The sequence below is a fragment of the Paenibacillus pectinilyticus genome (genome assembly GCF_001700435.1).
GTDB lineage: Bacteria > Bacillota > Bacilli > Paenibacillales > NBRC-103111 > Paenibacillus_E > Paenibacillus_E pectinilyticus.
In genome coordinates, this window is sequence record NZ_LYPC01000027.1 from 423,106 (window position 1) to 448,299 (window position 25,194).

A 25,194-nucleotide genomic window follows, 5' to 3' on the forward strand; every position below is an offset into this window, starting at 1 on the left:
GTCGTTGCCAATAAAGCCGGGATCTGATGAGGATCCGAATTGACGACTTTACTGTATCAGCTACTCCCCTTTGGAGTGTTACTATGAGTTTATACGTTTATTATATGCGATGCGTTTCAAAATAGAACAATATTTATACTTTTTTGAAAGCATCCATAATGGCTTGCCATTCTTCTTCCGTGCCATCGAACTTATCTTTGGCAAATCGTTCATTGGCCCAGTGCAGCATGGCAGGCCGTCCAATAAATGTGTGACACTCTTCGCCCCATTGGTCCGTGATTTCAGTCAGTACGATCTTCGTACCCTGAACCTCAACATTGAGCATGTTCCATTTATCTTTTTTATAAATCGAATGTTTCTTAAAGGGTTGATGCGACATGATTGTTCCTCGTTTCTGCATTAAGCTTATAGATATAAGCAATCGTATCATAAATAGCCGTATTTTCCAAACAAGCAGGAGGAAATGAACGTGATTTTCTTATTGCACATGCGAACTTCTCATGATAAAATCCTCCTAATCCTTTCCAGAGGGAAGGGGTTATGAGCCGAGATGAGGAGAGATGAGCATGGAACAGAAGCGTGTTTATGAGCAAGTAGGGGTTGCGATGACCTCAAGATCGTATGCCGAGTATGAGAGAATGTTTATGTTACAGACGGACGATTTAAAGGGCAAGCAGGTGCTGGATGTGGCAGGTGGTGCTTCGTCTTTTACAACGGAAGCGCGTCAGCTAGGGATTGAAGCCATAGCGGCAGATCCACTGTATGAGAAGTCGCCGGGTGACATTGATGAGCACGGAATGCGAGAGATCGAGCTTGTAGCAGCGAAAATGGCCAAACTGACGGATGTCTATGACTGGACGTTTTATGGGTCTGTTGCGCAGCATAAGGCGGGGCGGATTCAAGCACTGCAACGATTTGTTGTGGATTTTTCAAGCGAGGATGCTGGATCCAGATACCATACGGCTGCTTTACCATCTCTTCCTTTCGAGGGAGGCAGCTTTGATCTTGTGGTGTGCAGCCATTTCCTTTTCCTATATGAAGAACAGTTTGATTATGCGTTTCATTTGGCAGCCATTCGCGAATTGCTTCGCGTTTGTAAACCAGGCGGAGAGGTACGCTTGTACCCTCTGATGAGCTTCCGAACCGAAGAATATACGCGACTGAACGACTTGATGAGAGAATTGGAAGATAGCGGTTGCAGCGTTCAAAAGAAAGAAGCTAGTCTACCTTTTTTACCGAATTCTCATCAATTTTTAAGCATAAAAAAGTAGCCCTCTGCATAGTGGAAAACCTTGGTACATCAACAAATTTTAGCTTATCCACCTCGTAATTTCCGTTGATTTTTGACCATGCAAATGGTATAATTTCCTTATTCGTCATAGATGGCGATATTTTTAGGAGGTAGTTCATTTGAAGGGTACAGTGAAATGGTTTAACGCAGAAAAAGGGTACGGTTTTATTTCTGTTGATGGAGGCGACGATGTATTCGTTCACTTCTCCGCAATTCAGGGTGAAGGATTCAAAACATTAGAAGAAGGCCAATCCGTTGAGTTTGATATTACTCAAGGCAACCGTGGTCCTCAAGCAGCTAACGTCACCAAATTATAAGCCAATGGGTTTCCCTACTTATAAATAGTGTCATAGCACAAGCAATAAAGACAGTTCTCGAGTTCGCTCGGGGCTGTCTTTTTTGTTTGTTGAAGATAGAAGCAAGAAGCAAGCCCAGCAGCTCCAGATATAGGAGTGCGCAGGCTTGCTTCTTTGTGATGTCTTTATTTCGGGGGGAATAGCCCATGCCAGAGGATATCAATAATCTGTGCTGCGGCTTCTCCCTCACGTGGAAACAATTTGTGTCCCTCACCATCCCGCGCATGCCCCATCATAAGGAGAGAGGTGTAAGCACGGGCAATGATCCGAGCATCTACAGGACCGATTTCACCGGATTCTGATGATTTTTTGAATTCACCCTCGAGGGCATCCAGAATCCCCTGTTCGGATTTGCGCATCAGTGTCATCTGTTCCTCCGAAAGGACGGCCTCCATTTTGCGCATGAAGGAATGCAGATCGAAATCGATCGCTTTCAGATGACCTTCCGTTATACCGAGTAGTCTCACTCGCAACGATGCGGGTTCAGCTAATCGTTTGAGTGTGATCAGTCTCACATTATCCATCAGCTGCACCATCGAAGCCGTAAGCAGATCGGATTTGGAAGGGAAATAATAATAAACGGATGCTTTGGTGACCTGACATTCCTTGGCGATATCGTCCATCGAGACAGACTCGAAACCGCGTGATAAGAAGAGGGGAATAGCGGTCATTAAAATTTTCTGATTCAGAGGGAGATCCCCTTTGGCAACGCGGGGTCTACCGAGTGGTTTTGCTTTTTTGTCCATAATTGTCACTCCTGAAACGACTGAATATGAAAAAATAGTTGATTAATTAACTATGTAGTATATATAATTAATTTGTGATAAGAATTAGTATACTACAAATTTACTTTCTAGGAGAGATGCTGAAGCTATGCATGAGAATCCTTTATTCAGTAAAATTGGCGGGCTGGTCGCTGGTCGCCGTAGCAAATGGGTTACGCTAGCCATTTGGATTTTACTTACTGGCATTTTATCTGTCTTTTTACCTAACGTCAATTCACAAGAAAATAATGCCGCTAGGCAGCTACCGACGGATTCATGGTCACTTGAAGCAACGGCCCTGATGAAGGAACAATTCCCAAGTAACGAAGGCGTTCCTGCGCTCGTGGTTTGGTACCGGGGAACAGGTTTAACGGATGGGGATTTGGCTGCTGTTCAAAAGGTTACCAAACAGCTAACCGATGCTCCATTAGCCGCACAGAAAGGCTTGCCCCCACTGCATCAAATGCCTGCGGCAGCACTGAAAGGCATGGTCTCCAAAGATGGAAAGCTGTTCGTGCTTCCGATTTCGTTCAATGAGGGCACGCAAACCGATGTCCTGCAGGAGGGTATGAAGAAGCTGCAAGAGATCACGGTCAGCCAACTAGGCAGTGACCCTTTCGAGGCGAAGATGAATGAAGAGGCGCTGCATGCCAGAATTACAGGCCCTGTTGGGATCCAAACCGATGCAACAGCTCTATTCAAAGGCGCAGACTTTGCGCTGTTAATGGCAACGGTGCTTCTGGTGCTTATTCTTCTGATCTTGCTATATCGTTCACCGATTCTAGCGTTTATTCCGCTCGTAGGTGTTGGATTTGCCTACGGAATTATCTCACCCATTCTCGGCTTCTTGGCTAAGCAAGGCTGGATCACGGTGGATGCGCAGTCGATCTCGATCATGACGGTGCTGCTGTTCGGGGCTGGAACCGATTATTGCCTCTTCTTCGTTGCCAGATACCGCCAAGCACTATTAGCGGAAAAAAATAAGTATAGCGCACTTCGCGTATCTTTCGGCGGTTCTACGGGCGCAATCGGAATGAGTGGACTTACCGTCATCGTATCCTTGCTGGGCTTATTGTTTGCTCATTATGGCTCGAATCATCGTTTCGCGATTCCGTTCAGTGTTGCGATCTTCATTATGGCGATTGCGAGTTTAACGCTTGTTCCTGCGCTACTAGCGATAATTGGACGTGTGTCGTTCTTCCCGTTCATTCCTTTAACCGATGAGATGCGCAAGGAGAAAGAGGCGCGCAAAGGGAAGAAAATACGCGAGCAAAAACCAGTAGGCGCACTGAATGCAGCCCTCGGCCGTGTGGTGACGGAAAAGCCGAAAAGTGTGCTTGCCATCTCACTGATTATCCTGATTGCCCTTGCGGCATTTGCTCCACAAATTAAGTTTACGTATAACATTTTGGAATCATTTCCATCCACGATGCCATCACGTGAGGGCTTTACTTTGTTAGCTGAGCATGTATCACCGGGATCATTGGCCCCTGTCAAAGTAGTTGTGAATTCAGAGGGTAAGAATGCAGATGTCCAAGGAGCGCTTGCTCAATTGCCTTATGTGGAATCCGTCAGCAAACCTGAGGATAGCAAAAAAGATGCCAACTATAAGGCATACGAATTGATTTTCAAACAAGACCCTTACGATCTGGATATCATTAATAAGATTCCAGAGATTCGAAGCACATCCGAACGAAAGCTCGCAGAAGCGGGAATCGCATCACCGCAGGTTTGGGTTGGTGGTGAGACGGCCACACAATACGATACCAAAACCGTGGTAGAACGTGATACGAAAATCGTCATTCCGGTTGTTATCACCGTTATTGCCATCTTATTACTTGTGTATTTACGTTCCATTGTGGCAACCGTGTATCTTATTGCGACTGTGCTGCTGTCCTACTTCTCTGCTCTAGGAGCGGGTTGGCTCATTTTGCACTATTTCATGGACACGTCAGCGATCCAAGGATTAATCCCGCTGTATGCCTTCGTATTCCTCGTTGCTTTAGGTGAGGATTATAACATCTTCATGATTTCTAGCATTTGGCAAGAAAGAAATCGCTTGAAGCTGAAGGATGCGATTCGACTCGGTGTGAGTTCAACGAGCAGCGTGATCACGTCGGCGGGATTGATTTTAGCTGGAACGTTTGCTGTCTTAGCATCTCTTCCGATTCAGGTGCTTGTGCAGTTCGGCGTCATCTGTGCAATTGGTGTCATTTTAGATACGTTCATCGTGAGACCGTTCCTTGTTCCTTCGATTACGATGCTGCTGGGGGATGCGGTTTTCTGGCCGAGCAAAGCGAAGAGACAAGAAGTGACTGGAACCGAGAAGTAGTCTTTACGTGATAAAAAAGGAGTTGCCCGCATGCGCGGACAGCTCCTTTCCATCATTAATCGATGATTTCAAGAATATCATCAATCTCTTTGCGTGCCATTTTACCAGGACGTTCCTTTGGATAGCCGAGGGAGATGACCATGTTAATTTGATATTCCGCTGGAATTTCCAGATAAGCACGGATTTGATCCTGTGCTAAGAGGACAGGGCCCGTCATAGGGCATGTTGCCAAGCCTCTAGCATGCGCAGCCAGCATGAGGTTCTGTGAAGCCAGGCATGAGCTCTTAATACCTTCCTCTGCCCATACATGGTCATCGACCAATTGAATTGGATCGAAGATACGATCACGGAATTTCGACTCATACGGTGTTGCTAAGCAAATGATGAGAACAGGCGCATCGGAGAAAGCTGTTGCGTAGGGTCCGAAGGAGCGAACCAACATGCGAGCTTCTCTAGATAAACCCTTCGTCTCAGCTTCCGCGGCACGTAAGTGGAGCTGATCCCAAGTCAATTGCTCGATATGCTTAATTTTATCTGTATTTCGAATGGCAATAAACTTCCACGTTTGTGAATTGGTATCACTAGGTGCATAGCGTGCACAGTCAATGATTTCACGAATGTCTTCGGTTGCGACTTCTTGCTCTGTAAAATTGCGTACGCTGCGTCGTTCAAGAACGATGGTTTTGAAATCTTCATAATTCATAGTAAATGTGTACCTGCCTTTGCTGCTCATATTATTCCGTAATTCGTTCCATAGTTTGATACTTGGTACTAAGACTATATCCTTATTATAAGGGAGATGGGCTAGGAGCACAACAGCCGGCCGCGGGGCATATTCGTTCAAGATACGGTTCATCTTTGCATATCCACTTATGAGGATCGACGTGGCAGGCCATCCTCATTCTGAAATAGATACGTACAAAGAAAACCAATGGCTGCTGCGATAGATAAGCAGGCCGCAATGATATAAACCGTGCTTCCGCCAGCCGCATTATAAATCCAGCCTCCTAGCGTCCCGCTAATGAGTCCGGCAATGCTGGACCACGCTACAGCGAAAATAGCTTGCCCTGAGGAGCGGTACTCATCCGGAATGATTTGGCTCATATAGCGATTCGCAGTGAATAAGAAAACACCAAACGTTAAGCTATGAAGCAGTTGAACGCCAATCACCCAAGCAGGATCCTGAATGAAGCTCATCATGACGAAGCGGAACGCATAAATCACTCCTGCAAAAGCAAGTAAAGGGAGCTCCTTGAAGCGATGTCCATGCTTGCTAAGGAAGAAGAATACAGGAATTTCGCTCAGCGCAGAGGTCATCCAAGCGTAGCCGATGAGTGAATCTGAGGCGCCTAGCTGTCTCATATATAGGGCCAGGAATCCGTCGTTGAACCGATGGGAAACCGACATGATGATCACAAGGAATAGAAACCAGATGAACTTTTTAGACCGAATAATCGAAACCATACCGCCGAATGCCATTTTTTTGCCGCCCTGGCGGACATCTTTCAGAAGGAAAAGAATGATCAATGTACAACTGATCGTTATGAATAGGAGGACGGGCATTAATCCAGTACCGTATACGCGTAAAATAATGCCGAATACGCCGGCGGAAAGTGCGAAGCCTATGGATCCCCATGCACGGAAAGAGGCATAGCTTTTCCCGCTTGAACGGATATGCAGCATGACTTGGCTGTCATTCAACGAGTTCACAGGCTGCTGGAAGAAGAAAAAAGCCGCCAAACAGACATAGAGCAAGGAGAACCATCCAGCTGTAAATACCAAGATCGCTGTCACAAATTGACCGATAATGAGGATGATCATAATTTTCTTTACCGTTTGAAACCGATCACTTAGAAAGCCCCACAGCAGGTTGGTTGCAATCCCAATCAATGGACCGATAGCGTATAAAAGGCCGATTTGGATTTTGGAGTATCCTTTGTAATCGAAATAAAGCGGGAAAAAGGTGACAACAATACCCATGGTCATAAAAAAGGCTAGGGTAAATAATTTGAGTAAGAGATCGTTTTTTTGAACAGAATCCAACTTTGACACCAGCAATCAACACCGTTTCATTACATATTTTCTTAAGATAGGCTTGGCTGCGCCACTTCAGTTGTTCGTTTGAGCACGTAAGTAACAACGAGCAGCTCCGCTAGCATGCCTACCGATTGCGCAAGCGCGCCAATCACACCATTCCAGTTGGGAACCGTTGCAATGGCAACGAATAACGTGAGTACCGTGATAATAGCATTCGCAGATTGGGAGAAAACCATGATTTTCGTTTGGCCGCGCAGCATAATGATGCCATTCATATAATCAAGCCATGGGAATACAATCGTCATAATCATGAATACCCGCATGGCGCTTAGGCTAGCTTGCCGAAGTTCAGCATTTACACCCATCACATGAGTCATAAACCAAGGCCCAAGCGGCGTATAAGCAAGTATAGCAATCAGTGTACCAGGAATGAAGCTTAGGATGAGAATGAATTTTTTAACCCGTTTAGTGTCTTTCCGATAGAAATTCAACACGATTTGATGTATGTAGGAGAAAAAACTCATGACAAGCTGAGTTAACGATCCAGCAATTGCAAAGGAAGAAATGGCTAAATGGATATGCGTTGTTTTGCCTAACATCGCATTGATGGACGGTCCGATGATGACGGCAATGACGGAAGAGTACAGAAGCGGCTTATAAAAGCTGAATATTTGCTTCTTCGTCTCAATTGGATGATTGGGAGCCTTCTCTGGGATAGTATGCTTGAGTAAGCTTGTCCCTTCCCAAATGGCAACAATAGCCTCGATGACCATGCCAACTAGAAAGATAATTGCTCCCACGCGACCGCTGGAGACATTGCCTGTTGTTATGAAATATAAGGATAAGAAATACATGGCGACGATCCTTACACCCATACCGATGGTCAGCCATTTGGTGCGCATATTGAAAATAATGATTCCGTGAAATAAGCATCGCAGGCCAGAGAATATACTTACGTACATTAAAATGCGATAAACACTTAATGTAGCGGCGAGCATCTCGCGCTCCACCCCGAAAAAGTAAAGAAACACCCATTTTCCAACCGGTGTGTAGCAAAGTATGAGGCCAAGTAGAATAATTGCAGCAAATACATAGGAACTGACTGCACCCATCGCACGAAACGAGACACGGTCTCTAACGAGCGCAGAGCATGCTTGCCGCAGCAAGACGACGGGTCTCTCGGTCAGCCCGAGGAGACTGAGGGGGATCGCATAGCTGGCGATGACAAGTTCGGGATTATCGGCCCTTGCCAACGTGCTGTTAATAATAACATGCGAGAGAGTTACTAGCGTTGCGGAAAGTCCGAGGGGGAGGAAAAAGGAGATGAGCTGTTTCCATGTGATCGTTTCCTTTACTGTCTTAGCGGTCATCCAAATCGCACTCCTTCGCGTTTTGCAAAACATTTAATAAGTATATCAGAAAATGAAATCAGGATGACATACAATTTTAACTGGAAACCCAGTGTTTGAAGTGATACATTTAAAGGTAGAATGTTTCTTGAACATCACGGACTGTTTGGCCTGCAAGGAGGTACGAAAGAATGAGTAGTTATTTTCAATATGATGATAGATTAGGAATTGAGATTCCCGTTTTGGACCTTGAGTGGGAAATGTATGACGCGACCGTTCGAACGCAGTTGTTGCTGCACTGGGAACAGATTCGGGGCTATATTCCCGATCGTATTATGAAGCTGGAAGCGCAAATAATTGAAAAGCAAAATAAACTCGATAAAGAAGATGATTTTGTTACATCCTGCCGTTTGAATTCCGATATTGCTGATTTGGCTTCAATCATAAATGATCTTCATCTCTGGTTCCGCACTAATCAAGATTTGGAATCAAAAACCCACCATTAATGGTTGTCAATGAAGGGAGAATGACTGCATGCATAGCAACAAGGATGGGAATAATTGGCTTGGTACGATAGCGAAACCGCTTCTTGAGCATCTGCCAGCGCTTTATCCAATTGAAGAGTGGGATGTTGCGATGGATTCACGTATCGAGGCACTCTCACCAGGCACGATTACGCAAGGAAGCCCAGAGCAGCTGCCGTATGGCCTAGCCATTAAAGCAGGTCTCTTTCTATTAAATGAAAGCTTGGATAAATCACATGATATTTCGCAAGAAATAACAAATGCGACTGGAAGTTACTGGCATGCTTTGATGCATCGCATGGAAGGTGACTATAGTAACGCGAAGTATTGGTTTAATGATGTGGGCCATCATCCTATTTTTTCTAATTTGATTCAATGTGTAAGAGATAGCTTGTCACTCAAGGACTTCATCGAATTGGACAATGAAGCTCTTCGTCATAAGCTTGAAGTGCTGGTCACTTCGCCAGTCTGGAATCCTTATGTCTTTATTGATGTGATTGAGATACAGGTTTCGCTTGTTCAAAACCCAACCGTAGATAGCTGGTTGCGACATATTCAGCGTTCTGAAATGCAGTTATTACTTCAATTCTGCTATGAACAAAGTTGTGGAGGAAGCTTACTTGAAGCAATTGGACAGAAATAGACCAAGGGACCATGCTAAGGTTCCGCAAGGACCTATTCGATTAATGATAAGTGTCTATCGATATATTTTGCCGGAAGTCAATGAGCAGTTGTCTTTCTGGAAGAGCAAGGCATCGAGCATCCCGAATGAAGAGCTTCGTACACAAGCTTTAGCGAGCATTGCAACGAAACAATTCCATTGCCAGGGTGGTGCCGTGTATGCCACTGCTCATTTATCGATGCGTCATGTCCTTATCCCATTAATCGTAGCCTTCCAATCGATTAGCGATTATTTAGATAATCTATGTGATCGCAGTACGTCATTGGATCCCTTGGATTTTCGCCAGTTACATCAATCCATGCTTGATGCGATAGATCCAGAACAGCCTCTTCATGATTACTATGCCTATCGAGATGAGAAAGAGGACGGTGGCTATCTGACAGCGCTTGTCCAGCAATGCCAAGCCAGCATTCGCCAGATGCCATCGTATTTGCAGGTTGTGGATCAGGTCAAAGAATTTGTCAGCTTGTATTGTGATCTTCAAGTGTATAAGCATATTCGTAAAGACCTGAGGGAAGCCCAGTTGCATCAGTGGTGGGATGATCATCATGCGAAGTATCGCCAGATTGATTGGAATGAATTTGCCGCAGCAACAGGGTCGACATTAGGGATGTTTATGTTATTCTTGGCTGCATGCGATCCGTTCTTAACGGACAAGCAAGTAGCATCTATCCGTGAGGCTTATTTTCCTTACGTTTGCGGTCTACATATCTTGCTTGATTACTTAATCGATCAGGAAGAGGATAGTGAAGGTGGAGATTTGAATTTCTGTACCTACTACGATTCCTTGGATATGACCGTTGAGCGAATCGCTTTCATTGCTCAAGAGGCACGTTCTAAAATTTTGTTCTTGGAACATCCGCGATTTCATCGTATGATAATCGAAGGTTTGCTTGCTCTCTATTTATCTGACCCTAAGGTCAACAGCCAACACCAAGTGAAGAAAATCTCAAAGCGTCTGATGAAAAACAGTCCCTTAACCAGACTGTTCTTCTGGATAAATAGCATGTACATCCGTACGACATCATGAATGTCATTCACAAGAATTATGAAGGAGGAAATGAAATGTCAGCAGTAAAATCAATTGCCGTTTTAACCAGTGGAGGAGATTCTCAGGGAATGAATGCAGCGGTTCGAGCAGTTGTTCGAAGTGCTTTGTTCCATGGGCTCGAAGTGTATGCCGTTCAACGTGGGTATCAAGGTCTTATTAACGATGATATTCGTAAAATGGACTTGCGCAGCGTAGGCGATATCATTCAACGCGGAGGAACGATTCTTCAGACAGCTCGTTGTAAAGAATTTATGACGCCTGAAGGTCAACAAATCGGCGCAGATAACTTGCGCAGACGCGGGATTGATGGTTTGGTTGTTATTGGTGGAGATGGTTCCTACCAAGGGGCGAACAAGCTTAGTAAATTAGGTATCAAAACGATGGGGCTTCCAGGGACGATTGACAACGACATCCCGTTCACGGATTTCACAATCGGGTTTGACACAGCTGTAAGCATTGTTGTAGACGCGATTAACAAATTGCGCGATACCATGACATCCCATGAGCGCTCATCGGTTGTTGAAGTAATGGGTCGTCATTGCGGCGAAATCGCGCTTTACGCTGGTCTTGCGAGTGGTGCTGAAACGATTATTGTGCCAGAAGTGGATGTGGATATCACGGAAGTGGCTAATCGGATGAAGGAGAACTTCAACCATGGCAAACGCCACAGTATTATTCTTGTAGCTGAAGGTGCTGGAACTGGCGAAGGCATTGCCAATAAGATCACGGAAACGAACGGAATTGAACCTCGTGTTACTGTTCTTGGTCATATTCAACGCGGTGGTGCACCTACCCATAATGACCGTATCTTGGCAAGCCGTCTAGGTGATTTCGCTGTTCGCAAACTGATGGAGGGCGATTCTTCCAAAGCTTGCGGGATTATCAAAGGCGAACTCGTAGCTACAGATATCGATCTTGTTGTAAATACGAAACGTACGTTTAACATGGAGCTTTACGAATTGGCAAGCCGTTTGTCACAATAAGTGAGTGTCTATTGATCTTTTACGTTCATTGCTCTATAATAACGAACCATATACACATCGACATCATGTCTATGAAGAGCATCCAACTCGGAGACGTTCATGATCGGAAGGACAACATTTTAGCGGCCCTTCTCTAAATAAACCGGCACCGCCCGTTATCGCGGAACCAAGCGGATGAATGACAATACCTTGTCTTCATCAAGTTGGGTGGCACCGCGAGCAGAACGCTCCTCGTCCCAATCGGACAGAGGGCGTTTTTTGTCTTTTTCACACATAAGAAGAGGAAGCGGTGACGGGAAATGCTGGATATCAAATGGATTAGAGGCAATCAAGAGCAAGTGAAGGCAGCAGCCCTTCAAAAAAGGGTACCATGCCATGTAGAGGAATTACTCGTAGTCGACGATAAGAAAAGAGATTTGCTCATGCAAGTAGATCAGCTGCGTGCTGAGCGGAATCGCGCATCGGAACAGATTGCGATGTACATGAAGCAAAAGCAGGTCTCAGAGGCAGAAAGCCTGAAGGAGCAGGTTCGTGGCTGGAATCAGAAATTATCGGTGCTGGAACCTGAACTCGCACAAATGGAACAAAGGTTCAATACGTTGATGCTGACAATCCCTAATTTGGTTTCGCCAGAAACGCCAATTGGAGAAAGTGATGAGCATAACGTTGAGCTTCGAGTCGTTGGTGAGAAGCCGACATTCGCATTCGACATGCGCGATCATTTGCAGCTTGGTGAAGCCTTAAATATGATTGATATTGCTCGTGGGGTGAAAGTGGCTGGCAGCCGAAACTATTATCTCAAAGGGATGGGGCTGTATCTGCACAGAGCTGTTCAGCAGCTAGCGATCGACCTGTTAACAGATCGAGGGTTTACGGTAATGGATGTCCCCTTAATGGTGCGAGAGGAAACACTGCTGAACGCTGCGTTCTTCCCTGCGGGGAAGGACCAAACCTATGAACTGCCGGAAGAACATACATGGTTAGTCGGTACGTCGGAGGGTCCCTTAGTCTCGTACTTTGCAGGAGAAATCGTGGATCTTTCGGAGGGGCCGATTCAGTTAGCAGCTGTTTCGAACTGCTTCCGTAAGGAAGCGGGTTCGGCAGGCCGTGATGTAAGAGGCTTATATCGCGTTCATCAATTTGCCAAGGTGGAACAGGTGATCCTCTGTGGAAATGATCCCGATGTTGCTGATCGTCTACTCCAGCAGATTACGCAAAATGCCGAAGATTTATTAGCCCTTCTAGAACTCCCTTACCGTGTTGTAGCGGTATGTTCAGGAGACATGGGTGCCAAAAACTACAAGCAATTCGACATCGAAACGTGGATGCCAAGCCGCGGCGCGTATGGTGAAACGCATTCGTCGTCGAGCCTATTAGACTTCCAAGCCAGGCGCAGCCAGTTGCGCTATCGGGATCACGAGGGGAACCTGCGATATTACTACACATTGAACAATACCGCAGTGGCATCGCCACGCATCTTAATCCCACTCTTGGAAAATCACCAACAGGCGGATGGTTCCATTTATATACCGCCAGCACTAAGACCCTATATGCGCGGGCTTGACGCTATACCTGCTCCATAAAAGAAAGGGCACTCAATCCGAATTGTTACTGTCGGATAGGGTGCCCTTCTATGTGTGCGAAGATTAGTAACCTTCCGCCAAATCCACAACATTTCTCATATCGCCACCGTCCAGCATGGCTCTTAGATTGTGATAGAAGATCGTAGAAACACGATCCGTATAGTGAACGGATGCCCCTGCTATATGGGGCGTTAAGATGACATTGTTCATGCTCCACAGCGGTGAAGAGGGAGGTAAAGGCTCTTGTGCAAATACATCCAATGCGGCTCCCGCGATTTTGCCTTGCTGCAAAGCAAGGATTAAAGCTTCTTCGTTCAGCACATCGCCTCGGGCAAGATTAATGAAAAAAGCGTTCGGTTTCATCAAATCGAGATGATCCTGGCGCAAGAAACCACGAGTCTTCGGTGTACTTGGAAGCAGAACGACGACAAAGTCGCTTTGCGCGAGTAAGTGGGCTAGTCCTTCCTCTCCATGTACCGTCGTATCGAACGCCGCTTGAGGTGTTCCAGAGCGATTCAGGCCGATAACCTTCATATCAAAAGCCTTTGCCTTGCGAGCAACAGCTTCCCCAATGGCGCCAGCGCCGATAATGCCGATTGTTTTACCGTGCAATTCGCCGAATTGAACTTGGTGATCCCACACATGCTGTTGTTGGTTGTCATGAAGTAAGTTAGCCTTACGAACCCATTGCAGCATAAGGCTAAGTGCAAATTCACTCATTTGTATGGTGTGCACACCTCTGGCATTCGTGACAATGACATCACGCCGCGCTAGGTCTTCAAGCGGAAGCTTATCGATGCCTGCAGATAAGGTCTGTACCCATTTGAGCTTCGTTGCCTGTGCAACGAGGTCAGGGTGTAAACGACCTGCTGAGATGAGCACATCTGCATCGGAAATGTGTTCACGCGCCTCTTTAGAGGAAGTAAACCAATGGAACTGAGAACGTTTCTTTAGATCTTCTGGCATTTGACCTTGCATAGAAGTTAAATCCATACCCGTTATGGCTACGATATTTAGCATATCTTCACATCCTTTGGGAGTTCCAAATTTTCAAAAAGAATTACTACCATGATAAATGAAATGGATCGTGAATGTAAACTCGGGCTAAATGTACAAATCCCCTGAAAGCATAAATCGCTCTCAGGGGATAGTCGGGTTTTTAGTAGCTTACGTTAGCTGTGTAGTTATTATTGGCATTCCATAACAGGTATTCATTAATGCCATTTTCTTTCAGAGCACGAATTTGCTCATCCAATTCATGTTTGCCATATTTGATGTACCCAGGCACCCAGGATGCGGTGAAGTCTTGAATCCATGGTCGAATAACGGGCTTCCATCCTTTTTGATCAATGACTTCCAGCTTCTTATTGATATCCTTAGATGCTCCGTTAATCGTGGCGTATGGAGCGGCATCCGGTACCTTGGAACCGAACCAGCCCGTGCTGTAATGACTTGGATAAATCATCGGGGCGATGACATCCACATTTTGCGAGATTTTCTCGAAATCTTGACCGATACCCTCGGCAGCAGGAACAGATGCGGCATAGCCAAAAATATCTACCGACACACGTACGCCAAGCGGATCTAGCTGCTCTCTGGCATATTTAACAAAGGAAGAGACAGCGTCAATTCTAGAGCGTTCGTCTTTGGTATACTTCAGCACATCGGCGCGCTTCTCGAATCCTTCTGGGAAACGCACATAATCAAATTGAATTTCTTTAAATCCGGCTTTGACAGCTTCCTTGGCAACGGCAATGTTGTAGTCCCATACTTCTTTGCTGTATGGATTTACGAAACTGTCTGGCGGGTTCTTCCCATTGCCCCATAGCGTGCCATCAGGGTTAATGTAAGACAAATCGGGTCTCTTTTTGGCTAGTACCGTATCTTTGAACACAACAATACGAGCAATTGGATAAATACTGTGATCGTGCAATGTCGTCATGAGGCTAGGCATATCGCCAATTATTTTCTCGGTGGTTCCCAATGCATCCAAATCTGCATTGCCAGTTTCCCAGGTTATGTAACCCCAGTCATCTTTCACATCAATAACCATGGCATTCAGATCCGTATCATCGAGGAGCTTTACAAGCGTATTCAGTCTGGCACCGCCTGCACTATGCGCAGTGGAATAAATCCCTTTCACCACAGGCGCATCCTTCTGAGGATCTTGCTTGTTCACAGGAGCGAGTGGATCAGCAGGGTCGGCAGGTGCTACAGGTTGAACGATAGCTACTGCGTTCTTCGCATCAAGTGAAGCTTGCACGAGCTGTTCAAAACTCGCATCGGGATTTGATGCTGTGAGATTACCCCAAACGAGGGCAAGTGAAGCGAGTAAAATTTCCATGATGTATAAGTCCACTCCAATCATTGTTTCTAGCTTTCATTATAAAGCAAGCGGGAAACTACGCACAGAGGAAATTTGTAGGCTTTTGTAGAAGCATGCAAGAATTGTAAGAAACGGCTCGGTTGCGTCAGTGGAAAAAAGAAAAAGAAAACACCCGAAGGCTTTCGCTTCCGAGTGTCAAAATCTTACTTATTAACTTGTCCTGCGTCACTGCTTGCTACATCAGGATTAATTTCTTTGCGTGCAATCGACGGTTGATCATCCGTTGAAGAATTGCTGCTGTTGCCGTTTGTTGCATCTTTGAATTCACGAAACATTTTGCCAAAACCACGACCAAGCTCAGGCAGTTTATTCGGCCCAAACAATAAAAGGGCAACAATCGCAATAAGTATGATGTGCCAAGGAGATAAAGCTCCCATTCCAGACACCTCCAGTAAAATTTATGTTAGCTTCATTATACCATGGTCTTATCATAACCTATATAGCCTATTTATTACAATTTTAATAACTCTATAAGGTAAAGGGATGCAAAAAAAGACACCCTCAATGGTACAGGGTGTCCTTATGATGTTCCGAAATACTGAATTGAATAATTTCCATGACATCTTCCGCTGCGAGTGCCTCTATACCGAACCGTAGCACGATCTCGGATTCCAACTCATTGCTGGTTAAAGAGGGATACAACTCGGGCGTTAATTTCATTACAATCCTGGATAATTTGACTGTCTCCACAAGCATCACCCTTCCAATCAGAAGATTAGAATAAGAACTACGCCTGAACCTACCATCGCTGAAAACCAGAACTATATGAAATTACATTCATTATAACACAATTCAAACCGGAATAAAGGGGCACTTCGCACGTTTTCTTATTTGGGCTTTCTAAATTCTCCAACGACACCCACAGTTTCTACAATATTCACGAACGCTTTCGGGTCAATCTCCTTAATAATTCGTTTTAATTCGACGAGCTCATACCTCGTTGTAACAGTCATAAGCATATCGTGCTGCTGTTTCGTATAGGCTCCTTCCGTTTTAATCAAAGTAACGCCGCGTGGTATCATGAGCAATTTGTTAATAATGGCTTCCTTATGCTTCGTGACGATGAAGGCGGTAACTTTAATATGGCGGATATGTATGGAATCAACGGTTTTTCCACTAATGAAAATAGCTAGCATGGAGAATAGGGCTAAGTCCCAGTTATCTTTAAAATAACCAAGTGCAACGATAACAATACCGTTCATCCCAGAAAGTATTGTTCCCAGAGGAAAATCATATTTGCGGGTTAAAATGAGACCAACAATGTCGAATCCGCCGCTGGAGCCGCCAATGCGAAGTGTAATCCCGCTGCCGATGCCAATCAGTACGCCGCCAAAAACAGCGCCGAGCATAGGATCCTGAGCAACATAGTTGGTAGGAATAATTTGCATGAGCCAAGTAGTTAGCACGACCGATACTACACTAATCATAATGAAGCGACGCCCAATGGAGATAAGTCCCCAAATCATTAAAGGCATGTTAAACAGTAAATAGAGAAACCCGATGTTATAATTTGTGAAATAACCAATAATCATGGCGATACCCGATACGCCGCCGCTAAGAAGTTGATGGGGAATGAGAAACATATTGAAGCCGACTGCGACAAGCAGTGCGCCAACTAAAATGATAAGAGCATCTAGCGCCTTTTTCAAAACAAATCACCTCTAAAATAGTATGCAGCATATTGCAAGTATAATTCATTCTTACAAAACTGCAATATTTATTTAACCAGTGGTTAATTGAAGGTGAAGTATAAAAAAAGCTGTGCCCATGTGCGGGACAACAGCTTTTGGTTTGAACGATTTAGCGGCGTTTAAAGGAGCCGGTCTTCTTCGATGTGCTTGGCTTACTTGTCGATGGTTTCGTTACCTTGTTCGGCGTCGATCCATCGTTCTTACGGGTTGTTGAACTGCTTCCAGAGCTCGGATTCGCGGCGCCGCTTGTGAAACCGCCTGTTCGATTCGAGGTTGTTGGCGTTTTATCCTTAGATGAGTCCGTTGTTGGTGAAGTAGTTGTTCCTGTTCCTGCTTTATAATTCGGTGTTTGGGTATAACCGCGGTAATCATATGTACCACGATTATTAGACCAACCTCCGCCAAATATGGATTGAAGGAGTGTTGCGGTTAGATATCCTTGCAAGAATGAGGAGTCATAGTGAGACTTCGCATACTCAATACTATCGAGTTGTACTAATGTATTTTTATTATCGCTGGGATCCTTCTGAAGGTTGATTACCTTGTCCTGATACACAAGGAACATCTGATCCTCGGATTCTTTACTCTTCTCTTTGGGTTTTTCTTTGGCAGCAAGCTCGTTAGCGACGGTTGGCACGTTTTTGCCTTCAACCGCATACACCTTCGACATATTGCTTCCCTTACCGTCAACACTAACTAAGGGATACTCATCTCGAATATATTTACCCGCATCGGCACCACATGCCGTTAGAAGAGCGATAATTACGATGAAAGAAAGCCATGAAGTCCATCTCTTCATTATTGTGAAGTCCTCCTTTCGAAAACCGATATCACATTCATGATATCATGGTCTGTCTAAAGCGTCGATTTTAAAAATTTGATTTGATTGCCAGGTGTGCGTTCGCCTTCTAAGGCAATGAATTTACCATCCTGCCATTGGAGGAAGAAAAACCGTTGATCAGGCCCAAAATAGCGCCAGAAAATGATGTCATCACCACTGCGGAAATCCGTATTGCCTTCCGTTTTTGAAACATCGTTACGATGAAACTCCAAGTCGAATGTAACATCACCATCTAACTCTAATCGAGTAGGGACATCATTAGGATCATCGAGGGAACCTTCAATAAAGCTGCATAAGAAACAGTCGTAGGTTCTGCCTTTTTCCACAATCAAACACTGAATATTTTTGCCGCTTTGTAGATAATAAGCATATCGATGTGGAGCAAAGCCGCGGTCAAAATACACGACCTTACCGGAAATAACATATTCCTCTAAGTCGACATTAACGATATCGCCAACGCGTGAATCTTCTAGGGGATTGCCTGTAGTTGCGGGTGTGGGTACTTCTTTTTGACTACGAAGGATATTGCTGACACGTTTGAAAATGGACATGATAACTCTCCTCTGCTCGGTTCCGTTTTATTGTTCTCCCCTTTAATACGAGTTACTTATTCATATGGTTTCGTTACAAATGGGATAAAGTAGCCACTGGCAATGTACGTATTAACTGTGCTATAATATTTTAGATGTTCTTAAGGGCGGCCAGTTGGATCATGGAAGATGAGAATCGAAAGTGTATTCCACCAAGAAACTATAGAGACGGATAGGAAGTCGTACTTAAGGGTAAAAAAGATACAAGGCATTAGCCTGCCCTGTACAAAAGGAGATTGAATTTATTTGAAAACATTTCAGGAGTTTGGTTTAGACGCATCGGTATTACGTGCGATTACAGAAATGGGCTTTGAAGAGTCCACACCAATCCAAGAGAAAACAATACCATTGGCCATGGAAGGCCGTGATTTGATCGGGCAAGCACAAACGGGAACGGGGAAAACAGCAGCTTTCGGTATTCCTTTAGTGAACAAAATCAATGTAAAAGAAGAGCGCATTTCGGCTTTGATCATGTGTCCAACACGGGAACTTGCCATCCAGGTTGCGGAAGAGATTGAAAAACTCGGCCGTTTCAAAGGCATTCGTTCTTTGCCAATTTACGGTGGACAGGATATCGTGAAACAAATTCGCGCTTTGAAAAAGAAACCACAAATCATTATTGGTACGCCAGGACGTCTTCTTGATCATATTAACCGCAAAACAATCAAGCTTGATGATGTTCAAACGGTTATTTTGGATGAAGCGGATGAAATGCTTGATATGGGCTTCATGGATGATATCCAATCCATCCTTAAACTAGTTCCAGCAGAACGTCACACGATGTTGTTCTCGGCTACAATGCCAACGAACATTCAAAAATTGGCGCAACAATTCCTTACGAACCCAGAGCACGTTTCGGTTATTCCTAAACAAGTTAGCGCTCCATTGATCGAGCAAGCTTACATCGAGTTGCATGAGAAACAAAAGTTTGAAGCTCTTAGCCGTTTGATCGACATGGAAGCTCCAGACCTTGCAATCATCTTCGGTCGTACAAAGCGCCGGGTTGATGAATTGGCAGAAGCTCTTCAAAAAAGAGGCTATGCAGCTGAAGGCTTACATGGTGACTTGTCTCAGAATCAACGTGATAACGTTATGAGAAAATTCCGTGACGGCAGTATTGATGTTCTTGTAGCAACTGACGTTGCTGCGCGTGGACTAGACGTATCTGGTGTTACTCACGTAATCAACTTTGACCTTCCGCAAGATCCAGAAAGCTACGTTCACCGTATCGGCCGTACAGGTCGTGCTGGTAAAGAAGGTACAGCTTGGACTTTCGTAACGCCAAGAGAAATCGATCACCTTCACTTCATCGAGAAGGTTACTCGTCATAAAATCAACAAAAAACCATTACCAAGTGTAGCTGAAGCAGTTGAAGGCAAACAAAAAATGACGGCTGAGCGCATTTTGGATATGCTTCAAAAAGAAGAGCATCAAGAATTTAAAGGCCTAGCTATTCAAATGTTAGAGCAATATGATTCCGTTAACTTGCTTTCCGCTGCAATGAAGCTTCTTACAGGCGACAAGAAAGATCTTAACATCGAATTGACGCCGGAAGATCCGATTCGTGCAAGAAAGAAAAAGTTCGATGTTCGCAGCTCAGGTCGTCGCGTTGGTGGCGGATATGGCTCTGGTTCAGGCGGATCAGGTTCAGGAGATCGCCGTCAAGGTGGTGGCGGATATGGTGGATCAGGTGCTGGAAGCTCCAGCAGCTCGAACTCCCGTTACCCACGTAAAGATAGCCGTGATTACGGTTCAAACAGAGAAGGTGGAAGCAGTTCTTCCTCCAGAAACCGTGAGTACGGAAGCAACAATTCCGGAAACCGTGATCGTTCCCGTGCTCCGCGCAAAAGTGAAGACACACTAGTTAACAAATAAATCGTACCACTAAAAAGGCGGAGATCCCGAGGGATCTCCGCCTTTTCACCAATCTCTATATAGATTAGAGTACAAAAGAGCTAGTGATGATAACTAATAAGATGAAAAGAACCAAGATTGCACCCGCGGATGTTCCAACTGCATGTGACATAGTATCAACCTCCTGGATAAAGATGTGGGGGTGGTGCGATTAGACAATATTATAGTATGTATTAGAACCTAGAACGACTAGACGTCTACCTATATGTTGAAAAATAGGCTATAATTAAGAACATATTCAAATAAGGCAAGCTTATAGTCATATGCACACAAACAACGTAGAAAGTTTCCGGATGGAAACGCTAAGGAGGAAGCAGTTTTGGAGTTTAAGGGAGTTATGGGAGGACTGTACAGAATATCGGAGTGGATTATGCGGTTCTCCGTTATTAATTTGCTTTGGCTGGTATGCTCAATTCCGGTATTCTTTTTCCTCTTTATGGGGATGGTAAGTCAAACGCCGGACGCGCTGAAAGCTACGCTTCCGATTCTTGCAGTTTTGGCACCGTTTACTTTATTTCCAGCAACAACAGCGATGTTCGCAGTAGCTAGGAAATGGGTGACGGGAGAAGAAGATGTTCCTTTGTTAAAAACGTTTTTCCGCGGATACAAAGATAACTACCTTCAAAGTATGTTGGGCGGTATTTTCTTTGTTCTCATTTATGTCATTATTGCAGTGAATTACTTCTTCTACTTAAAGCAAGGCAGTTCATTGCGCGTGCTTGCTGTCCTGTTTATTGCGTTCACGGTTATCATGACGATTGCGTTATTTAATTTCTTCTCGATTATCGTTCATCTACACATGAAAATTTTCCAAATCGTTAAGAATTCGATTCTGATCACAATTGGTAATCCGATTAACTCTATTGTTTTGCTCATATGTAATGCTGTTATTGTCTACATTTGTTTAACGAAGTTTAATTTCTTTTTAGTTGTATTCTTCATGGGAGCCATTGTGGCGACATTCTCATTCTGGCAGTTTAACCGTAGCTTTACGAAGATCCAAACGAAACAGCAAGAGCTAGAAGAGAAGGAGCAACAACGTTTAGCTGAGGCTGAACTGGCTGAAGAGGGCGAAGGCATTGCGGCTGATCATGAGCGTGATGACGCTGATTCTAACGTTACTCCGATTAGCTTGAATAAAAAAGATGAGAATGACAAGACTAAAGACTAATCCTGCCAGTTGATTATCAGCGTGGTAGGATCTATAATAAGAAAACAGAAGAATCCTGCGATGCTCGTAACGGTTTTAAGTTGTTTTAAACCAATGACTGTTTCTAGGGAGACCTATATTGAAGTGTGGCTGACATGCCCTCGAAAGGGGACCTCAAATACACGTCTGCGGACACCCACCTGCGAGAGCGGGTTTGAAGCACCAAAACCGGACGGCATAGGCGGGTTTCTTCGATAAAAAAAGAGGTTGAACAGGTATTCTCCTGCTCAACCTCTTTTTTTGTTAGCACATTAGAACGTATAACTTTTCGGTTCCCGAAAACGTCTTGATAATTGGTGATAAAAACTACCTATAAAACGCGGTCGCACATCCTCGAAGGACTTCGATAGAAGTTTTTCTCATCGGCTTAAAGAAATCTACGACATAAAATCAATTAAGCTTCCGTTTGCTCCGCGAGATCAGTTAGCTGATGGAAGGTACTTTGCAGCGTAGGGTATAGGCTGCGATAAACTTGATAATATGACTCATACTTGCGCTGATTGGCAGGGTTAGGTTCGACGCGATCCGTCACGTGAATCCAATCTTCACACAACTTTGTGATGTCAGTTTGTGTCACACCTGATGCGGCCATGATCGCTGCGCCATATGCGGGACCGTCAGTTGAATTGACAGTCACAACAGGGATACCAAAGATATCAGCGATCATTTGACGCCAGAAGGGACTGCGAGCACCGCCACCGTTGACACGAAGCTCAGTAACTTCGATACCAGATTCACGGATGAGTTCCATGGAATCACGCAAGCCGAAAGTAATGCCTTCCAGAACAGATCGGGTCAAATGCGCTTTGCTGTGTCTCATATTTAAGCCAATGAAAGCGCCGCGTGCCTTCGGATCGGGATGAGGCGTACGCTCACCGGATAAGTAGGGCAGGAACAACAAGCCTTCGCTGCCGAGAGGAGCTGTGGCTGCTTCGGCCGTCAGGATTTCATAGACGTCCTTGCCTTCGGCTTGAGCTTGCGCTAGCTCTTCGCTAGCAAAGTGGTTGCGCCACCACTGGAAGGAGCCGCCAGCTGCGAGCATAACCCCCATGCGATGCCATTTGCCTGGCACGCCGTGACAGAAAGAATGAAGCCGGTACGCTTCATCCACTTGGTAGGTGTCGTCGTGGACGAAGACGACACCGGACGTACCGAGCGCCACCGAGGCGATGCCTTGGCGGACGACACCAACCCCTACGGCGCCGCAGGCTTGGTCGCCGCCGCCGACCACGATCGGCGTGCCAGCGGCTAGCCCGGTCAGCGCGGCTGCCTCCGGCAGCAGATGCCCGGCAATGTCGCCGGACTCATAGAGCGGCGGCAGCCACTCGAGCGGGATCTCTAACCGCTCGGCAACGGTTTGTGACCAGCTGCGATGGGCTACATCGAGCAGCAGCGTGCCGCTGGCGTCGGCCATGTCCATGCCGAACGCACCCGTCAGGCGCAGCCTGACGTAGTCCTTCGGCAGCAGCAGATGCCGAACGCGAGCGTAATGCTCCGGCTCATGCTGCCGGAGCCAGAGCAGCTTGGGCGCGGTGAAGCCGGTCAGCGCCCGATTGCCTGTGAGGCGGCCGAGCTCGGCTTCGCCGACGGTCGCCTCGATGTAGGCGCACTGCTCCGCGGTGCGCTGGTCGCACCAGAGCAGCGCAGGCCGGATGACCTGCTGCGCCTCGTCAAGGAACACCGAGCCGTGCATCTGGCCGGAGAAGCCAATACCCGCGACGGCTTCGCCTGCGACGCCAGTACTAGCCAACAGTCCGCGTATACCCGCGACCGTGCCGTTCCACCAGTCTTCGGGATGCTGCTCAGCCCAACCTGGATGCGGTTGTTGAAGGGGATATTCTACAGAATGTGTACCAATAACGGTGCCGGCTTCATCCACGAGAATGCATTTAATTGCGGAAGTGCCTAAATCCAAGCCCATAAAATAAGTCATGAAGTTCATCCTTTTTCAATGTGATGTAGTTGTCTGGAAATTCTTTGTTTGTTTATTGAATATACAAAGGTAACTATCTCATACTATTCGTTGACCTAATCGAATATCCTTCTTTTTTTGTCATTTTTTTTATAGGAAATAGGAAGGGTCTTGGTGCATGTAAAAACTTGTCTAAAAACTTTCCCTAGGGAAAAAAAATTTCGTATGCACATAATTGTTTGCCTATAGCATAAGATAGGGATATGTAGTATACTCTAGATAAATGTTTCCCTAGAACAACATTATTGGTCTTGTGAAAGAAGGTAGAAGCGATGGGAATTGCAATAGAAAAGCCTGATCAGGATCCGACAGGATGGAAGAAGAACTCCTCCATGCCAAGTTTGCCTGAAGTGCATCACAGTATGAAAGTGCCGAAGAAAGCAGGGTTTTTCCGTAAGCTTCTAGCTTTCGTGGGACCTGGTTATCTTGTAGCAGTCGGATATATGGATCCAGGAAACTGGGCAACAGATTTAGCTGGTGGATCACAATTTGGATATACACTCCTTTCTGTTATATTAATTTCGAATTTAATGGCCATTCTCTTACAAGCGCTAGCTGGCCGCCTTGGTATTGTGACGGGGCGAGATTTGGCGCAAGCGTGTCGAGATCACTACAGTAAACCTGTTTCTTTCGGCTTGTGGATTCTGTGTGAGCTGGCCATCGCTGCCTGTGACCTAGCGGAAGTCATTGGCGCCGCGATTGCCTTACAACTCTTATTTGGAATACCACTCATTTACGGTGTTATTCTGACCTCACTTGATGTGCTCTTGGTGCTCTTGCTTCAGAAGAAAGGCTTCCGTTACATTGAAGCAATGGTAATTAGTTTAATTGTAGTCATTATGGTCTGTTTCATCATGGAACTCATTTTCTCAAGACCTGAATTTGCTGCTGTCGCTGCAGGGTTTATCCCAAGAGCAGAAATTGTAACGAATCCAGCGATGTTATATATTGCGCTTGGTATTCTAGGAGCGACGGTCATGCCGCACAATTTGTATTTGCACTCATCCATTGTTCAAACACGCAAAATCGAACCAACCATACAAGCAAAAAAAGAAGCCATTAAGTTCTCGACTATCGATTCGACGGTTGCCTTAATGTTAGCCTTATTCGTAAACGCGGCGATTCTCATTCTTTCAGCAGCTGCCTTTCATTCCGCAGGGAAAGAAGTCGCGGAAATCCAAGATGCCTACCATCTGTTAGGGCCTATGCTGGGCACGGGTGCTGCAAGTATTTTATTCGCTGTCGCGTTACTAGCCTCAGGTCAAAATTCGACCCTTACTGGCACACTCGCTGGGCAGATAGTAATGGAAGGTTTTCTGAACATTCGACTTACGCCTTGGCTGCGTCGCTTAATTACTCGTCTAATCGCCATCGTGCCTGCTGTTATCGTGATTGGGATGTACGGGGAAAGCGGGGCAACTGATCTATTGATACTCAGCCAGGTTATTTTGTCCTTGCAGCTTTCCTTTGCAGTAATCCCGCTTGTGACCTTTACTTCTGATCGTAAGAAGATGGGGGAGCTTGTAACACCGAAGTGGATGGCGATTCTGAGTTGGTTTGTAGCGATCGTGATCGCAGGGTTGAACGTCTATCTGTTATACAGTACTTTTTTTGGGAAATAATGCATAGTGACGCGAT

The 25,194-nt window shown here is 45.4% G+C and carries 25 protein-coding genes and 1 other RNA gene; 12 read left to right on the forward strand and 14 right to left on the reverse strand.

Going from position 1 to position 25,194, the window contains the following annotated elements:
- Positions 1–133: 133 nt before the first annotated feature.
- Entirely contained in the window at positions 134–379 is a 246-nt protein-coding gene (locus A8709_RS23640; protein ID WP_065855784.1) for a hypothetical protein, read from the reverse strand.
- Positions 380–566: 187 nt separating this feature from the next.
- Between A8709_RS23640 and A8709_RS23645 the strand changes: the two genes are divergently transcribed.
- Both A8709_RS23645 and A8709_RS23650 read left to right on the forward strand, forming a co-directional pair.
- Positions 567–1,271, forward strand: a complete 705-nt coding sequence (locus tag A8709_RS23645; RefSeq protein ID WP_065855786.1) for a class I SAM-dependent methyltransferase — start codon at positions 567–569, stop codon at positions 1,269–1,271.
- Positions 1,272–1,410: 139 nt separating this feature from the next.
- Positions 1,411–1,608, forward strand: a complete 198-nt coding sequence (locus A8709_RS23650; RefSeq protein WP_028556542.1) for a cold shock domain-containing protein — start codon at positions 1,411–1,413, stop codon at positions 1,606–1,608.
- 164 nt (positions 1,609–1,772) lie between these two features.
- Here the strand turns inward: A8709_RS23650 and A8709_RS23655 are convergent, their stop codons facing one another.
- Complete coding sequence (locus tag A8709_RS23655) at positions 1,773–2,393, reverse strand: TetR/AcrR family transcriptional regulator (protein WP_065855787.1); 621 nt, start codon at positions 2,391–2,393, stop codon at positions 1,773–1,775.
- 127 nt (positions 2,394–2,520) lie between these two features.
- On the opposite strand from A8709_RS23655, the gene A8709_RS23660 reads away from it, so the two are divergent.
- A complete protein-coding gene (locus A8709_RS23660; protein ID WP_065855790.1) occupies positions 2,521–4,743 on the forward strand; it encodes an MMPL family transporter in 2,223 nt (740 codons plus the stop codon).
- Positions 4,744–4,798: 55 nt separating this feature from the next.
- On the opposite strand, the gene A8709_RS23665 is transcribed toward A8709_RS23660, so the two are convergent.
- From A8709_RS23665 to A8709_RS23675, 3 genes are all read right to left on the reverse strand, one after another.
- Entirely contained in the window at positions 4,799–5,446 is a 648-nt protein-coding gene (locus A8709_RS23665) for a nitroreductase family protein (protein WP_065857303.1), read from the reverse strand.
- A 167-nt stretch (positions 5,447–5,613) separates the two neighbouring features.
- Positions 5,614–6,795 carry an MFS transporter gene (locus tag A8709_RS23670; protein WP_244163295.1) on the reverse strand — a complete coding sequence of 394 codons (1,182 nt, stop codon included), beginning with the start codon at positions 6,793–6,795 and terminating at the stop codon, positions 5,614–5,616.
- Between the two features lie 32 nt (positions 6,796–6,827).
- A complete protein-coding gene (locus A8709_RS23675; protein WP_065855793.1) occupies positions 6,828–8,150 on the reverse strand; it encodes a multi antimicrobial extrusion protein MatE in 1,323 nt (440 codons plus the stop codon).
- Between the two features lie 170 nt (positions 8,151–8,320).
- Here A8709_RS23675 and A8709_RS23680 point away from each other — a divergent pair, with 170 nt between their 5' ends.
- The 5 genes from A8709_RS23680 (at position 8,321) to serS (ending at position 12,952) form a co-directional block, all read left to right on the forward strand.
- On the forward strand, positions 8,321–8,635 hold the full coding sequence (locus tag A8709_RS23680; RefSeq protein ID WP_065855794.1) for a hypothetical protein: 315 nt from the start codon (positions 8,321–8,323) through the stop codon (positions 8,633–8,635).
- A gap of 28 nt (positions 8,636–8,663) precedes the next feature.
- Positions 8,664–9,296, forward strand: coding sequence for a hypothetical protein (locus tag A8709_RS23685; RefSeq protein ID WP_065855796.1), 633 nt, complete (start codon positions 8,664–8,666; stop codon positions 9,294–9,296).
- A gap of 43 nt (positions 9,297–9,339) precedes the next feature.
- Positions 9,340–10,365: a tetraprenyl-beta-curcumene synthase family protein gene (locus A8709_RS23690; protein WP_065857305.1), complete on the forward strand. Its 1,026-nt coding sequence runs from the start codon at positions 9,340–9,342 to the stop codon at positions 10,363–10,365.
- Between the two features lie 35 nt (positions 10,366–10,400).
- On the forward strand, positions 10,401–11,369 hold the full coding sequence (gene pfkA / locus A8709_RS23695) for a 6-phosphofructokinase (RefSeq protein ID WP_065855798.1): 969 nt from the start codon (positions 10,401–10,403) through the stop codon (positions 11,367–11,369).
- A gap of 299 nt (positions 11,370–11,668) precedes the next feature.
- Complete coding sequence (serS, locus tag A8709_RS23700) at positions 11,669–12,952, forward strand: serine--tRNA ligase (RefSeq protein WP_065855800.1); 1,284 nt, start codon at positions 11,669–11,671, stop codon at positions 12,950–12,952.
- A gap of 63 nt (positions 12,953–13,015) precedes the next feature.
- Here the strand turns inward: serS and A8709_RS23705 are convergent, their stop codons facing one another.
- The 7 genes from A8709_RS23705 to A8709_RS23735 all read right to left on the reverse strand — a co-directional run bounded on the left by A8709_RS23705 (position 13,016) and on the right by A8709_RS23735 (position 18,421).
- Positions 13,016–13,972, reverse strand: coding sequence for a D-2-hydroxyacid dehydrogenase (locus tag A8709_RS23705; RefSeq protein ID WP_065855802.1), 957 nt, complete (start codon positions 13,970–13,972; stop codon positions 13,016–13,018).
- 139 nt (positions 13,973–14,111) lie between these two features.
- A complete protein-coding gene (locus tag A8709_RS23710) occupies positions 14,112–15,296 on the reverse strand; it encodes a putative glycoside hydrolase (RefSeq protein ID WP_065855804.1) in 1,185 nt (394 codons plus the stop codon).
- Between the two features lie 185 nt (positions 15,297–15,481).
- A complete protein-coding gene (locus A8709_RS23715) occupies positions 15,482–15,715 on the reverse strand; it encodes a Sec-independent protein translocase subunit TatA/TatB (RefSeq protein ID WP_065855805.1) in 234 nt (77 codons plus the stop codon).
- 124 nt (positions 15,716–15,839) lie between these two features.
- Entirely contained in the window at positions 15,840–15,998 is a 159-nt protein-coding gene (locus A8709_RS23720; RefSeq protein ID WP_397340150.1) for a hypothetical protein, read from the reverse strand.
- Positions 15,999–16,165: 167 nt separating this feature from the next.
- A complete protein-coding gene (locus A8709_RS23725) occupies positions 16,166–16,987 on the reverse strand; it encodes a YitT family protein (RefSeq protein ID WP_065855807.1) in 822 nt (273 codons plus the stop codon).
- Between the two features lie 151 nt (positions 16,988–17,138).
- On the reverse strand, positions 17,139–17,828 hold the full coding sequence (locus A8709_RS23730; RefSeq protein ID WP_065855809.1) for a DUF4247 domain-containing protein: 690 nt from the start codon (positions 17,826–17,828) through the stop codon (positions 17,139–17,141).
- A gap of 56 nt (positions 17,829–17,884) precedes the next feature.
- Entirely contained in the window at positions 17,885–18,421 is a 537-nt protein-coding gene (locus tag A8709_RS23735) for a DUF4178 domain-containing protein (protein ID WP_065855811.1), read from the reverse strand.
- Between the two features lie 285 nt (positions 18,422–18,706).
- On the opposite strand from A8709_RS23735, the gene cshA reads away from it, so the two are divergent.
- A complete protein-coding gene (gene cshA, locus A8709_RS23740; RefSeq protein WP_065855813.1) occupies positions 18,707–20,335 on the forward strand; it encodes a degradosome RNA helicase CshA in 1,629 nt (542 codons plus the stop codon).
- A 64-nt stretch (positions 20,336–20,399) separates the two neighbouring features.
- On the opposite strand, the gene A8709_RS35255 is transcribed toward cshA, so the two are convergent.
- Positions 20,400–20,486, reverse strand: a complete 87-nt coding sequence (locus A8709_RS35255; protein ID WP_141692673.1) for a sporulation protein YjcZ — start codon at positions 20,484–20,486, stop codon at positions 20,400–20,402.
- A gap of 207 nt (positions 20,487–20,693) precedes the next feature.
- Here A8709_RS35255 and A8709_RS23745 point away from each other — a divergent pair, with 207 nt between their 5' ends.
- Together A8709_RS23745 and ssrS are read left to right on the forward strand one after the other, a co-directional pair.
- Positions 20,694–21,545: a YesL family protein gene (locus A8709_RS23745; protein WP_065855815.1), complete on the forward strand. Its 852-nt coding sequence runs from the start codon at positions 20,694–20,696 to the stop codon at positions 21,543–21,545.
- A 49-nt stretch (positions 21,546–21,594) separates the two neighbouring features.
- Positions 21,595–21,776, forward strand: a non-coding RNA gene (gene ssrS / locus A8709_RS23750) — 6S RNA.
- A 202-nt stretch (positions 21,777–21,978) separates the two neighbouring features.
- On the opposite strand, the gene xylB is transcribed toward ssrS, so the two are convergent.
- Positions 21,979–23,526: a xylulokinase gene (xylB, locus tag A8709_RS23755; RefSeq protein WP_341833437.1), complete on the reverse strand. Its 1,548-nt coding sequence runs from the start codon at positions 23,524–23,526 to the stop codon at positions 21,979–21,981.
- A 302-nt stretch (positions 23,527–23,828) separates the two neighbouring features.
- Between xylB and A8709_RS23760 the strand changes: the two genes are divergently transcribed.
- On the forward strand, positions 23,829–25,178 hold the full coding sequence (locus A8709_RS23760) for an Nramp family divalent metal transporter (RefSeq protein ID WP_065855819.1): 1,350 nt from the start codon (positions 23,829–23,831) through the stop codon (positions 25,176–25,178).
- Positions 25,179–25,194: the final 16 nt, after the last annotated feature.

Coding starts and splice junctions, on each gene's coding strand:
- A8709_RS23685 (WP_065855796.1), top strand. CDS start 8,664: ATGCATAGCAACAAGGATGGGAATAATTGGCTTGGTACGATAGCGAAA.
- A8709_RS23675 (WP_065855793.1), bottom strand. CDS start 8,150: ATGACCGCTAAGACAGTAAAGGAAACGATCACATGGAAACAGCTCATC.
- A8709_RS23645 (WP_065855786.1), top strand. CDS start 567: ATGGAACAGAAGCGTGTTTATGAGCAAGTAGGGGTTGCGATGACCTCA.
- A8709_RS23655 (WP_065855787.1), bottom strand. CDS start 2,393: ATGGACAAAAAAGCAAAACCACTCGGTAGACCCCGCGTTGCCAAAGGG.
- A8709_RS35255 (WP_141692673.1), bottom strand. CDS start 20,486: ATGTCACATGCAGTTGGAACATCCGCGGGTGCAATCTTGGTTCTTTTC.
- A8709_RS23720 (WP_397340150.1), bottom strand. CDS start 15,998: ATGAAATTAACGCCCGAGTTGTATCCCTCTTTAACCAGCAATGAGTTG.
- A8709_RS23735 (WP_065855811.1), bottom strand. CDS start 18,421: ATGTCCATTTTCAAACGTGTCAGCAATATCCTTCGTAGTCAAAAAGAA.
- A8709_RS23665 (WP_065857303.1), bottom strand. CDS start 5,446: ATGAATTATGAAGATTTCAAAACCATCGTTCTTGAACGACGCAGCGTA.
- pfkA (WP_065855798.1), top strand. CDS start 10,401: ATGTCAGCAGTAAAATCAATTGCCGTTTTAACCAGTGGAGGAGATTCT.
- A8709_RS23730 (WP_065855809.1), bottom strand. CDS start 17,828: ATGAAGAGATGGACTTCATGGCTTTCTTTCATCGTAATTATCGCTCTT.
- xylB (WP_341833437.1), bottom strand. CDS start 23,526: ATGAACTTCATGACTTATTTTATGGGCTTGGATTTAGGCACTTCCGCA.
- serS (WP_065855800.1), top strand. CDS start 11,669: ATGCTGGATATCAAATGGATTAGAGGCAATCAAGAGCAAGTGAAGGCA.
- A8709_RS23715 (WP_065855805.1), bottom strand. CDS start 15,715: ATGGGAGCTTTATCTCCTTGGCACATCATACTTATTGCGATTGTTGCC.
- A8709_RS23760 (WP_065855819.1), top strand. CDS start 23,829: ATGGGAATTGCAATAGAAAAGCCTGATCAGGATCCGACAGGATGGAAG.
- A8709_RS23680 (WP_065855794.1), top strand. CDS start 8,321: ATGAGTAGTTATTTTCAATATGATGATAGATTAGGAATTGAGATTCCC.
- A8709_RS23710 (WP_065855804.1), bottom strand. CDS start 15,296: ATGGAAATTTTACTCGCTTCACTTGCCCTCGTTTGGGGTAATCTCACA.
- A8709_RS23705 (WP_065855802.1), bottom strand. CDS start 13,972: ATGCTAAATATCGTAGCCATAACGGGTATGGATTTAACTTCTATGCAA.
- A8709_RS23690 (WP_065857305.1), top strand. CDS start 9,340: ATGATAAGTGTCTATCGATATATTTTGCCGGAAGTCAATGAGCAGTTG.
- A8709_RS23660 (WP_065855790.1), top strand. CDS start 2,521: ATGCATGAGAATCCTTTATTCAGTAAAATTGGCGGGCTGGTCGCTGGT.
- A8709_RS23640 (WP_065855784.1), bottom strand. CDS start 379: ATGTCGCATCAACCCTTTAAGAAACATTCGATTTATAAAAAAGATAAA.